This is a genomic window from Prosthecobacter sp., from assembly GCF_044227185.1.
Classification (GTDB): Bacteria; Verrucomicrobiota; Verrucomicrobiia; order Verrucomicrobiales; family Verrucomicrobiaceae; genus Prosthecobacter.
In genome coordinates this window covers 31271-43501 of the sequence record NZ_JBGAFO010000005.1, presented here as the reverse complement: position 1 = coordinate 43501, position 12231 = coordinate 31271, and the positions used below count along the sequence as shown (strand labels likewise).

Genomic DNA, 12231 nt, shown 5'->3' with positions numbered 1-12231 from the left:
CATCGTGAGCCTCATCATTCGCAGCCGCCTTCGCATACGATGCCCTGAGTGGCATCCTCCTGCCGGGGAGAGAGCTGCACATCGCTGAAGTCGAGATCGTCCAGCGCACCGGAAGTGGAAGGGATTGAAGGAGGTGGCGTCGGCTGCTGGGTGTCTGGAATGTCGTTGTTCATGGTGGGAAGATAGGAAAAGGAATGGGTTTAGAGGTCGTCATCATTGCAGGTTTCCAAAACGGCAAACCTGGCGGCGTGGCCCGCGGTTTCGTCCAGGTGAAGCAGTGCAGGGAGCCATGGCAGCGGATTGCTGGTGCCGGCAGCCGGCGTGGGCAGGCCGCAGTTTTTCAGGCGGCAATGGGCGGCGTGGTCGATGAAGCGTTCGTAGTCTTCCACCTTGAGATCCAGAGCCTGCATGGGCAGGCCCTGCCGGATCAGCGTCTTCTCCAGGGTGGCCGCCTCGTGCATGATTCCGCGGAGCTCCTCGCGGAAGCTGGCGTCTTTGAGCTCGGGGTTCTCCGCCAGCAGGGAAAGAAACAGCTGGCGGAAGAACTCCGTGTAGTGCGCCTCATCCCGCAGGATGCAGGAAAGCATCTGCATGAATCTGGGGAACCGCCCGGCCTGCTGGAGATGCATGAGAGCGCCGAAGAGGCCGTAGAACTGCAGCCCCTTCAGACACTGGCCAAAGACGAAGAGGCTGCGGGCCAGCAGCTTTAGATTCTCCACATGGGTGAGATCCATGCCGCGCTGGAGGCCGGAGGTGTGCTTTTTCGCGAAGGCGTTTTTCTGGGCGATCAGGGGCGAGGTGAGGCAGAGGTTTTCACATTCGTGAATGTTGAGCCCGAAGGTGTGGGCGGCGTACAGCAGCGCCTCCTGGCGGATGTTGTCATCGTGCGTCTCGCGGCCCAGCACCAGTTTCAGCTCGGGGGCGGTCACGAGAGAGCGCACCACATGCTGCAAATCTGCGCCGGTCATTTTTCGGGCTGTGGCCAGCCAGCCTATGGCGAGCTGCAGCAGAGAGCGCTCGCCGGCGGGGAAGTCTGCCGCCTGCCACCGGGCCACGTCCGCGCGCATCTGGATGTCCGGGCTCAGCGGCCCCCAGTGGTCGGCCTTCATCTGTTTGTAGAGCTCATAGGCCCAGCCGTATTTCAGCGGCAGGAGATTGAAGGTCATGGTCTCGCGCCCGTTCACCACCCGCTTGGCGGCGAACGCTGCTTTCGCCTTTGCTTTATCGAGCACGAACTGGCGGCCGCCGATCTGGCAGATAGTTTTGGCCGAGGTGCCGGAGATGGATGCCGCGCCGTGGAGGACGGGCGAGGGAACCGCCGGAAGCGTCGGCGGGGGGGCTGCGAGCAGCGGCCCGGGCGGCCAGAGGCTTTTGAGGTCGGTGAGGCATTCGCGTGCATTACCTGTGTCCGTCTTAAAAATCTCGGACATGAAACCGGCCACTTTCTGGTAATCCGTCACTTTTCCTTCGAAGAAGTTCTGCTCCTTCAGCATGAGGATGACTTCATCCAGCCAGGGCAGGGGATCCTGAATGCCGGGATGCAGTTCCGGCAGGCCGCAGCCGCGAAGACGACGGTCGGCGATGAAATCGATGTAACTCTCAAACTCCTCCAGCGTCAGCCCGACGGAATTGACGGGCAGGCAGTCGCGGATGAACTCCTTCTCCAGCGCCACCGCCTCACGCATCATCTGCACGAGTTCGTTGCGGAAATCCGCCGTGCAGATTTCGGGGTTTTCGCGCAGCAGTTCCACGAGCAGGTGGCGAAACACCTCGATATGGTTCGACTCATCCCGCAGCGTGTAGCGGAACATCTGGCCGACGCCCGGAAACTTGCCCTGGCGGTAGAGGCTCAGGATCATCCCAAACAGTCCGTAAAACTGCGTTCCCTCCATGCACTGCCCAAACACAAACATGTTCCTGGCCAGAAGCTGTTTTCCCGCGACGGAGGTGAGATCAAGATCGCCACGCAGATTGTTCGAGTGCCGCGTCACAAACTCGTTCTTTTTCACGATCGATGGGATCTGCTCAAACATGGCCTCGCATTCGTGAGGGTCGATGCCCAGGGAGGAGATCATGTACAGCAGGCTGTCGGCATGGATGTTTTCCTCATGCGCGTGACGGCCCAGCACCAGCTTGAGCTCCGGTGCTGAGACGAGGTCCCGCACCACGTGCTGGATGTTGTCTCCCACGATGCCCTCGGCGGCGCTGAAGTAGCCGATCCCCATCATGATGATCCAGCGCTCGTTTGGGGTGATGTGTTCGGAGCGCCACTGCTCCACATCGCGCTGCATCTGGATGTCCTCCGGCTCCCAGTGGTTGGCCATCATCGCGGCATATTTTTCGAAGGCCCACTCATACTTGACCGGAAAGAGGTCAAAGCCCTCCAGCGGGGTGCTGTTGATGACCCTTTTGGCGGCGCGGACTGCCTCAGCCTTGGTTTCGGCCAAGGTAAAAGAATAGTTTCGAACGGGGTAGGTCTTGTCCATGACGGGGGAGGAAGTGCGGAGGATTGAATACAATATATGGTATGTGAATAACTTTTATGTCAATATATTGTGTTAAATGAGAGCCATTCTCAGCGGCCAGCATGCGCGTGGAACGCGAATTAAAAGGGGGCCTTCGGGCGTGCGATGATGGAGATAAGGATTGCAACCAAGATCAGCGCCGTCGCGATGGTGAAGGTGGTGCGCATCCCTGAAGCAATGGCATCCGCGGACGCGGTGGTGATGTGGGATGCTCCTGCCGCATGCGCAAACACCGCACCCATCACGGCTGTGCCGGTGATGAGGCCCAGATTGCGGGACAGATTGAGCATGCCGGAAATGACGCCCCGATTTTCCGCAGCGGCGCCGGCCATGACGGAGGTGTTGCTGGCGGTCTGGAACAACGCATAACCAGTGGTGAGGATGACGAGGGCGGCGACGTAGCCGGCGCTTCCGGCCGTGTCTGGCAGCAAAGATTGGAGCAAGCAGCCAACCGCCATGCCGATGAGCCCCGCAAGGATCATGCGCGGCGCGCCCCAGCGATCCGCAACGCGACCAGCCGGAACACCCGTCAGCGCCGCAGCCAGCGGCCCCACCGACATCACCAGCCCTGCATGGGCGGCATCAAGCCCGAGCGCCCGGGTCAGATAAAACGGCCCGACCACCAGGGTGGTCATCACCACGGCAGAAACCAGCACGCTCATGACCAGATTTGCACTCAGCCGCGGATCGCGAAGCATGCTCAGGCGGATCAAAGGCGACGGTGAGCGCCTTTCGACGAGCACGAACAGGCCGCCCCCAACAGCGGCCCCCAGCAGCAGCACCCCGCTGCGCAGCTCGAAATGGCTGCGGCCGAGAGTCATGGCCAGGGCATAGGCAGCGAGGGAGAGTGCCAGCAGCCATGTCCCTGCGTGGTCGAAACGAGGCCGCTCCGCCAAGGGCTTTGCGGGCCCGGCTGGCAGGTAAATCCAGGCAAGCACCAAGGTCAGCAGGCCCAGCGGGACATTGATCAGAAAGAGCCCGCGCCAGCTCCATCCTGCGATAATCGTGCCGCCCAGCGTGGGGCCGAGTGCGGTGCCGATGGCTGACATCGTGCCCAGCATGCCCATGACGCTGCCGGTCTTTTCCTTCGGCGTGATCCCACCAGCAAATGCCATGGTGAGCGCCATCATGATGGCCGCGCCGAGACCTTGGGCCGCGCGCGCGGCGATCAGCAGCCTGAGCGTGCCGGCCGTTCCGCAGGCAATGGAGGCCACGGTGAAAAGAGAAAGGCCGGACAGCAGCAGCCTCCTGCGACCCATGATGTCGCCGAGGCGTCCGGCGCCGACGATGAGCGCGGTGATGGCCAGGAGGTAGGCGAGCACCACCCATTGCACTTCCTGAAACGATGCGGCGAAAACTTCGCCAAGCACGGGCAGGCCGACATTGGCGATGCTGGTGCCGAGAGATGACAGCAGCATCGAGAGCGAAAGACTGGCAAGCGCCCAGGGGCGGAAGGAATTTTGCGTGGCAGCTTCGAGAGGCCGGCGATCTGTTTTGTCGAGGAATGTTGTCATAAGCGGTTTGTGGTTCCGGCCCGCTCTTCACGAGCCACGAAAGGGATCGCTCATTTTTAGACAGGCGGAAAATGCACGGTTTGCACTTGATCCGTGCGTTTGACGCCATGTCACATTCAGGTCATCATGTGCGCCAGCAATGACCAAGCCTGATCTCAACCTGCTCTTCACACTCGATGCCCTGCTCACGGAGGGCAGCGTGGCGCGGGCGGCACGGCGGCTGCGCCTCAGCCCTTCCGCGATGAGCCGGGCGCTCGCACGGCTGCGTGACGCGGTGGGGGACCCGCTGCTGGTCAGGGCGGGGCGTGGTCTCGTGCCCACGCCGCGCGCGCTCGACCTTCGCGAGCATGTCGGGCGGCTTGTGGAGGATGCGGGGGCGGTGTTTCGCCCTGCTCAAAAGCTGAACCTGAAACGGCTGGTCCGAACCTTCACCCTGCGCACCAGCGAAGGATTTGTGGAAAACTTTGGTCCCCGCCTGATCGCCCGTCTCAATGAAGAGGCTCCGGGCGTGAAGCTGCGCTTTGTGCAGAAGCCGGACAAAAACAGCGCGCCGCTGCGCGATGGAGCGGTGGATCTGGAGACCGGCGTGGTGGAAGCGACCACGAGCCCGGAACTGCGCACGCAGGCCTTGTTTCGAGACCGTCTCATCGGCGTCGTGCGCATGAAGCATCCGCTGTGCAAAGGGCGGATCACTCCCTCCCGGTTTTCCGCGGGCAGGCATGTGCAGGTGTCGCGGGAGGGGGATGAAAGAGGACCCATCGATGAGGCCCTGCTGCCGCTCGGACTGGAGCGGGAAATCGCCACGGTCACGGCTGGTTTTTCGACGGCGGTGGCGCTGGCCCGGTCGAGCGATTTGATCGCCTGTGTTCCAGACCGGCACACAGCAAGCCTGCGCGTGGGGATGCATTCCTTTGCGCTGCCAGTCTCCGTGCCTGAGTTCACCGTGTCGATGCTCTGGCACCCGCGAATGGATGCCGATGCAGCACACCGCTGGCTGCGAGGGCATTTGAGGGAAATTTGCGCGGGGAAGTGATGCCCGCCTGCAGCTCCCTTGCAGAAGGAACGCTCGCGCCCCTACCGCTTGCGCACCAGCCGTGCCACCAGCGCCGTCCAGCCGGTTTGATGGGAGGCACCGCAGCCGCGGCCGGTGTCGGCGTGGAAGTATTCGTGGAAGAGAACCAGATCCTTCCACGCGGGATTTGTGGCATAGCGGACGTCGCCGTTATGGCAGGGACGGTGGCCGCTGGCATCCGGCTCAAAGAGGCGGGTCAGGCGGCGGGAGATTTCATTCGCCGCACCCTGCAAAGTCACCTGCTGACCGCTGCCGGTGGGAAGCTCGATGGTGAAATGATTGCCATAGAAATGATGGTAGCGCTCCAGCGCCTCCACGATCAGGTAGGCGAGCGGGAACCACACCGGCCCGCGCCAGTTGGAATTGCCGCCAAACATGTGGCTGTCGCTCTCCCCGGGCACGTAGCGCACGGTCAGTTCGCTGCCGTTAAGCTGCAGCGTGAAGGGATGCTCCTCGTGGTATTTGGAAAGCGACCGAATGCCGAAGGGGGAGAGGAACTCTTCTTCGTTGAGCAGGTAGCCGAGCAGGCGTTCCAGTTTCTGGCGTGATGGGATGGCCAGCAGGCGGTGACCATGCGTGCCGCCGCTCTCGCAGTAGCTCACATGATGCGAGAGGTCTGCGCGATACCGCAGGAACCAGTCCATGCGCTTCTTAAACCCTGGCAGCGAGGCAATGCGGCCTTCGTCCAGCAGCTCCACGGCGATCAATGGCACCAGGCCCACAAGAGAACGTGTGCGCAGGAGCACGGCAGGCCGCCCGTCGTTGTGAAGTTCGTCGTAATAAAAGCCGTCCACCTCATCCCACAAACCTTCATCGCCCAGCGTGTTGATGGCATCGACGATCTCGACGAAGTGCTCGAAGAACTTCGAGGCCATGTCTTCATACGCAGTGTTCACCGTTCCATCAGGGCGCTGCGCCAGCTCCAGCGCCATGTTCAGCATCGTCAGCGCGTAAAAGGCCATCCACCCTGTGCCGTCCGCCTGCTCCAGGCGCTCGCCGCCGGGCAGCGGCTGGGAGCGGTCAAAGATGCCGATGTTGTCCAGGCCGAGGAAGCCGCCGGAAAAGAGATTGTGCCCCTCGCTGTCCTTGCGGTTCACCCACCAGGTGAAGTTGAGCAGCAGCTTCTGGAAGCAGCGCTCCAAGAATTCCCGGTCACGCTTCCCCGCGGGCGCGGTGATTTTATACACACGCCAGCAGGCCCAGGCATGCACGGGCGGGTTCACATCGCTGAATTTCCACTCGTAGGCGGGGAGCTGGCCGTTTGGGTGCATGTACCACTCCCGCAGAAAGAGCAGGAGCTGCTCCTTGGCGAAGTCCGGATCCAGCTCGGCAAAGGGCAGCATGTGGAAGGCCGCATCCCACGCGGCAAACCAGGGGTACTCCCACTTGTCCGGCATGGAGAGCACATCCCGCGCATACAGGTGCTGCCAGTGGTGATTGCGGCCGCCCTTGCGGCTCTCCGGCGGTGGCGGGTAGGCCGGGTCTCCCTGCAGCCACTCGGCCACCACATAATGATAGAACTGCTTTGACCAGAGCAGCCCGGCGAAAGCCTGCCGCTGGATCTGTGCATGCACCGGATCGGGCGCAGTGACCGTGTGGTAAAACGCATCAGCCTCCTCGATCCGCTGCTTGAACACCTCCTCAAACCGGGGGCCAAAATTCGTGGCGGAGCTGAGTGTCTTTTCGCAAAGCCGGAGGCTGAGCGTGATACTTCCGCCGGCCGGAATCTTCAGGCGGTAGAGGGCGGCGGCCTTGGTGCCGGTTTGCGCAGGATTGACCGCATTCTCCTCGCCTGAGATCAGGTAACGATGAAAAGCATCCTTGGTGAACGCCGAGTCATTGGGCGAGGCAAAGAGCCGCTCCTGATTGCTGTCGTTGTCGGTGAAGAGCCACTGCGGCACCGTGCCATCGCTGGCAGGTGCTGCCTGCAGGCAGTGGCTTCCCAGATCCTCCACAAGACGGGAATCCAGGCCGCTGTGTGAGCACGTGATCATGCCGTCAGCCGGCTTGAGCTGCGGGCGTCTGACCCCTTCGTCCCAGGACCATGTGTTGCGGTACCAGAGCGTGGGCAGCACATCCAGGGGTGCGGCTTCAGGCCCCCGGTTGTGCAGTGTGATGCGGATCAGGATGTCCTCCGGCGCCGCTTTGGCGTACTCGGCGAAGACATCGAAGTAGCGCTCATCCTCGAAAGCATCGGTGTCGGTGATTTCAAACTCGGGGTCGCCAAGCCCGCGCTTTGCGTTTTCCTCCACCAGCTTCTGGTAGGGAAACTCTGCCTGCGGATATTTGTAAAGCGCCTTCAGGTACGAGTGCGTCGGAGTGGAATCCAGATAGTAGTACAGCTCCTTGACGTCCTCGGCGTGGTTGCCCTGCGGTCCCGTCAGGCCATAGAGACGCTCTTTGAGGATGGGATCGCGGTGATTCCATAGCGCGAGAGCAAAGCACAGCCGGCACTGGCGGTCCGTGATGCCCAGCAGTCCGTCCTCACCCCAGCGATACGCCCGCGCATGCGCCTGCTCGTGAGGGAAGGACTCCCAGGCATCGCCATCGGCTGAGTAGTCCTCGCGCACGGTGGACCACTGGCGCTCGGAAAGGTAGGGGCCCCAGCGTTTCCAGTTAGCCCGGCGCTCACGATCCGCGAGGAGCCGTTCATGTTCTGGAGTGGCAGGTGGTGGCATGAGTGAACTTTGACGCTGCCGGCGCGAGCCGCCAGTATTTATAGCGGGCGGGCATGTGGCGCGACCGCATGCCATTCCTGAACAGCCAGCATGAAAGGCCCTTTTATGCCAGGATCTTGCGGATCACCCGCCCCGCCACATCGGTGAGGCGGAAGTCGCGGCCGGAGGTGCGGAAGGTGAGGCGCTCGTGGTCGAGCCCGAGGAGATGCAGGATGGTGGCGTGCAGATCGTGGAGGTCACACACGTCCTCCACGGCATTGATGCCAAACTCATCGGTGGCGCCATGCACGACGCCTCCTTTCACCCCTCCGCCTGCCAGGAAGACGGAAAAGCCCTCGGGGTGGTGATCGCGTCCGTCGGGCTTGGGCGCATGCGGCGTGCGCCCAAATTCGCCGGCCCAGACGATGAGCGTGGTGTCGAGCAGGCCGCGCTGCCCGAGGTCCTTGATGAGCGCGGCGATGGCGCGGTCAGTGTGGCGCGCGTTTTTCTCATGCTCCTTTTTCAGGCCGTCATGCTGATCCCAGACGCCGCTGGGCCGCCCCGGCGGGCAGTTTACCTGTATAAAGCGCACGCCGGCCTCGACGAGCCGCCGCGCGCGCAGGCACTGCCTTGCGTACAAGCGCGTGTGGGGATCAGCGTCGTCCATGCCATAGAGCTCGCGTGTGGCCTTGGTTTCCCGCGATTCATCGAGGACGTCCGGCACGAGCATCTGCATGCGCGCCGCAAGCTCGTGGTTGCGAATGGCGCTCTCCACGGCCTCGCTGCCACCGAGCTGCGCGGCGAAGTCCGTGTCCTGGCCACGGAGCAAATCGAGCTTGGTGCGCTGCAAGGCCGCCGGGTCTGCCGGAACGATGTTTTCAATGGGGGCGCCTTCCGCACGCAGCAGGGTGGGCGCATGGGATGAGGGCAGGAAGCCGTTGGAGATCACCTCCGAGCCGCCCGCCGGCAGGTGTCCGAAGCTGAGGACGATGTAGCCGGGCAGATTTTCATTCTCCGTGCCGAGGCCGTAGGCCGCCCATGAACCCAGGCTCGGGCGCCCGGCGAGGTTGTGCCCGGTGTGCAGCTTGAAGTTGCCGGTCGAATGAATCGGCAGGTCCGCCTTCATCGACCGCACGATGGCCAGATCATCCACGCACGTGGCGATCTGCGGGAACAGTTCGCTGACCCATGCGCCGCTCTGGCCGTGCTGCGCAAAGGCCCACGGGCTCTTCACCCATTTGCGGGATTTGTTCACCGTGGAGGGCTCGCCGTCGCGCTTGGTCAGCTCGGGCTTTGGATCAAAGGTGTCCACATGCGAGACGCCGCCGTCCATGAACAGGAAGATCACGCTCTTGGCGCGTGGGGCGAAATGCGGGCCCTGCGTGAATGCTCCGGCGGCGGACGCGCGCTGCTGCTGCTGCAGCGCTGAAAACGCCAGCCAGCCAAAGCTCGTGGCGCTGCTCTGCAGCAGGCTGCGGCGAGTGAGGGGCCGACCGGGGCCCTGCGGTTCTGGAAGGGGTGACAGGCCGCTCATGGGATGAAGATGAATTCGTTGAAGTTGAAGAACGCATGGGCTGCGTCCTTCCAGACCGCGCGGCTGGCCAGCAAGCCCTCCGGCGCCACCTGATGCTGCGAGGCAAAACTCTTGATCGCGGTGCCGACGCGCGCACGCTCGGCAGGCGAGGGCGGCCGGTTCAGCGCCGTCTGAAACATGGCCTCCACGCGCGTGTCGATGCTGGTGCCACCGTCTTTCACCAGCCGCCCCGCCCAGGCCTCCGCCATGGCGATGACAAACGGGTCATTGAGCAGGGCGAGGCTCTGCGCCGGCACGTTGCTGCTGTCGCGCCGGCCTTCCGCCACCTTGCCGCCGGGCAGGTTGAAGGCGCTGAGAAAGCGTGCTGCTTCCAGCAGTTGGAACTTGATGTAAATGCTGCGGCGGCCGTTTCCATCCAGCGGCCCGGCGAAAAGCCGCGACTGACGGTCCGGCTGTTCACGGTAGGGATCAATGCTCGGTCCGAACAAGGTCGCATCCAGCCGCCCGGATGCCGCGAGCATGGCATCACGGATGACTTCGGCCTCCGCCCGCCGGGCGGAAAAGTGCGAGAGCAGCGTGTTCTGCGGATCACGCTCCGAGGCGGACGGAGTGGGCACGGCGGCCGACTGGAAGGCACGGCTGAGCACCAGCGCACGCACAAGCTTTTTCACCGACCAGCCCTCGGCCACGAAACGCCGGGCCTGATGATCCAGCAGCTGTGGATGCGAGGGCTGCTCGCCCAAATGGCCGAAGTCGTCCGGCGTCCGTACCAGTCCCACGCCGAAGATCCACTGCCAGATGCGGTTCACCATGACGCGAGCCGTCAGCGGATTGTCCGCGCTGGCAATGAGGTCCGCGAGTTCGCGCCGGCCGCTGCCCTTCGAGGTGAAGGCCGGGCTCGAAAGCGCCTCAAGATAGCCGTGCGCCACGGGGGCTCCCGGCTTCATGATGTCTCCGCGTGCCAGCAGCGCCTGCTCAAAGCCGGCGCCCTCGTCCGCGACTCCCGGCATCATATGCGGCAGGGAGAGGTCCCGGCCTTCAACGGCACGATACTCCCCGATGAGCCGCGCGACTTTTGGCGAGGCATCCGCACGATTGGAGAGCAGCCCGCGCTTTATCAGCCACTCCAGCCATGCCACCTCGTCATCTCCCGCCTGGTCAGCGGCAAAGGCGGCGACGGCCTGCTGCGCGATCTGGGCGTAGCGCGCGGCGGCGGCATCCATGGAGGCTGGCGGCGCCCCCTCGAACAGGTGTGCCAGACGCGTGAGCTCATCCTTCGGTGGTTCGCCCACGTTGTGCATCACGATGCGGCGCACGCCCCACCAGGTGCGGGGGTTTTTGGCATGCTCGCTCCAGGTGCCGCGCTGGACGCCGGAGTCCTTGTCGGTACCATCGCCCTGCGGTTCGGGAAATTTGGGGTTGTCCCAGAACGTCATCAGCTCCGCATACGGATGCAGATCGTCCGTGCCGCCGGGAAAGGGCACGGTGAGCCAGGTCCAGTCCTGGTGGTGCAGTGACTTCTGGTGCGCGCTGAGCTGGCAGTTGTTGAAGACCAGCCGGGCCAGGCTGTTGTGCCCGCCTACGACCTCAAAGCTGACATTGCCCTGCGTGCGCTTCAGGGGCGGAGAACGCAGCGCGCCATTGAGCTTGTCTGACAGCGCAAAGGTGAACGCGCCTGCGGGCAGCACCGCCTTCACGGCTGAGCCTCCTTCACAGGCTACCGCAAAGTCGCCGCTGCGCCCTGTGCCGTCGCGCAGGCCCATGCCGTCGGTGGTCCAGCCGTTGAAGCCGCTGCGAAAGTCCGCCAGCGTGGTGAAGTTCTTCCGGTTGAACTCCGCTGCGGCTGCCGAGGCACCGGCTTGCTCCGCGGCGAGTTTGGACCACGTCTCCGCGATGCCCTGTGCGGGAACTTTGGACAGAGCGTGCCAGGCGTGCAGCGGATCGCCCACCGGCGGCGGTGCCGCGCTGCTCAGTTTGGCGAATGACTCTGCATTGATGGCGCTTGCTTCCTCTCGCCAGACGGCCGCCAGTGCGGTGCGCAACTGCTGCTTGAGCGCGCGCAGCCGTTCCATCGGCGCACGGTTGGCTGCGGGCCCGTCGAGCGTGCGCTGGACAGCACGCGAGCTGCGCAGCACGCCCAGGAGCGCGTAGTAGTCCTTTGTCAGGATGGCATCGAGCTTGTGGTCATGGCAGCGCGCGCAGGCCACCGTGCTGGCCTGGAAGGTCTTGGTCAGCGTGTCGAGCTGGTTGTCCGCAATGTCAAAGCCCACGATCCGAAACTCCACGCAGCTCTGCTGGCTGACTTCGCCGAAACGATAAAACGCCGTGCCGATGGCCGACTCGTTCAGATCATCCGCCGGATTGCGCCGGGGCTGCGGCAGTAGGTCGCCGGCGATGTGCTCGCGCACCAGGTGGTCATACGGCACGTCACCGTTGAAGGCGCGGATGACATAGTCCCGGTACCTCCATGCGAAGGGCACGTCGTAGTTGAACTCGCTGCCGTTCGTTTCGCTGAAGCGCACCACATCCATCCAGTGCCGCGCAAAGCGTTCGCCAAAATGTGGTGACGCCAGCAGGCGGTCCACCAGCGCCTCGTAGGCGCCACGCGCATCGCGGCTCCAGGCTGTCACAAAGGCGTTCACTTCCTCCGGCGTCGGCGGCAGGCCCGTCAGCACCAGCGTGGCACGGCGTATCAGCACTCTTGGCTCCGCCATGGCTGCTGGCACGACATTGACGGCCTCCATCCGGGCGCGCAGAAAGCGGTCCACCGCACTGTGAGACCATGCCTCATCCCTGACCACCGGAGGTTTGCTGTCAGTCTCTGGCTGAAGGGCCCACCAGCCCTTGCGCGCGGCAAACTCTTGTTCCCAGGTCTTTGCCGCCTTGGTGTCTGCGGCTTGCAATTCCGGGGGCGTACCGCGGGAGCGGT

7 protein-coding genes are annotated in these 12231 nt (G+C 63.6%); 1 reads left to right on the top strand and 6 read right to left on the bottom strand.

Annotated elements, in window-relative coordinates; translation table 11 throughout:
- Positions 1-14: 14 nt before the first annotated feature.
- The 3 genes from ACILSQ_RS13225 to ACILSQ_RS13215 all read right to left on the bottom strand — a co-directional run bounded on the left by ACILSQ_RS13225 (position 15) and on the right by ACILSQ_RS13215 (position 4039).
- Complete coding sequence (locus tag ACILSQ_RS13225; RefSeq protein ID WP_395744110.1) at positions 15-173, bottom strand: hypothetical protein; 159 nt, start codon at positions 171-173, stop codon at positions 15-17.
- Positions 174-200: 27 nt separating this feature from the next.
- The gene (locus tag ACILSQ_RS13220) at positions 201-2486 is read right to left on the bottom strand and encodes a ribonucleotide-diphosphate reductase subunit beta (protein WP_395744109.1); all 2286 of its coding nucleotides are present in this window, start codon (positions 2484-2486) and stop codon (positions 201-203) included.
- Positions 2487-2605: 119 nt separating this feature from the next.
- Positions 2606-4039, bottom strand: coding sequence for an MFS transporter (locus ACILSQ_RS13215; RefSeq protein WP_395744108.1), 1434 nt, complete (start codon positions 4037-4039; stop codon positions 2606-2608).
- A 139-nt stretch (positions 4040-4178) separates the two neighbouring features.
- Here ACILSQ_RS13215 and ACILSQ_RS13210 point away from each other — a divergent pair, with 139 nt between their 5' ends.
- Positions 4179-5072 (top strand): LysR family transcriptional regulator, encoded by an 894-nt coding sequence (locus ACILSQ_RS13210; RefSeq protein ID WP_395744107.1) that lies wholly within the window; start codon positions 4179-4181, stop codon positions 5070-5072.
- 41 nt (positions 5073-5113) lie between these two features.
- Here the strand turns inward: ACILSQ_RS13210 and ACILSQ_RS13205 are convergent, their stop codons facing one another.
- From ACILSQ_RS13205 to ACILSQ_RS13195, 3 genes are all read right to left on the bottom strand, one after another.
- The gene (locus ACILSQ_RS13205; RefSeq protein ID WP_395744106.1) at positions 5114-7789 is read right to left on the bottom strand and encodes an MGH1-like glycoside hydrolase domain-containing protein; all 2676 of its coding nucleotides are present in this window, start codon (positions 7787-7789) and stop codon (positions 5114-5116) included.
- Positions 7790-7892: 103 nt separating this feature from the next.
- Complete coding sequence (locus tag ACILSQ_RS13200) at positions 7893-9302, bottom strand: DUF1501 domain-containing protein (RefSeq protein ID WP_395744105.1); 1410 nt, start codon at positions 9300-9302, stop codon at positions 7893-7895.
- A complete protein-coding gene (locus tag ACILSQ_RS13195) occupies positions 9299-12205 on the bottom strand; it encodes a DUF1549 and DUF1553 domain-containing protein (RefSeq protein ID WP_395744104.1) in 2907 nt (968 codons plus the stop codon). Before ACILSQ_RS13195 ends, ACILSQ_RS13200 begins: the two co-directional genes overlap by 4 nt.
- Positions 12206-12231 lie beyond the last annotated feature (26 nt).

What these genes read in the sequence shown, in the direction of transcription:
- ACILSQ_RS13225 (WP_395744110.1), bottom strand. Translation starts at nt 173, where the DNA reads ATGAACAACGACATTCCAGACACCCAGCAGCCGACGCCACCTCCTTCA.
- ACILSQ_RS13220 (WP_395744109.1), bottom strand. Translation starts at nt 2,486, where the DNA reads ATGGACAAGACCTACCCCGTTCGAAACTATTCTTTTACCTTGGCCGAA.
- ACILSQ_RS13215 (WP_395744108.1), bottom strand. Translation starts at nt 4,039, where the DNA reads ATGACAACATTCCTCGACAAAACAGATCGCCGGCCTCTCGAAGCTGCC.
- ACILSQ_RS13210 (WP_395744107.1), top strand. Translation starts at nt 4,179, where the DNA reads ATGACCAAGCCTGATCTCAACCTGCTCTTCACACTCGATGCCCTGCTC.
- ACILSQ_RS13205 (WP_395744106.1), bottom strand. Translation starts at nt 7,789, where the DNA reads ATGCCACCACCTGCCACTCCAGAACATGAACGGCTCCTCGCGGATCGT.
- ACILSQ_RS13200 (WP_395744105.1), bottom strand. Translation starts at nt 9,302, where the DNA reads ATGAGCGGCCTGTCACCCCTTCCAGAACCGCAGGGCCCCGGTCGGCCC.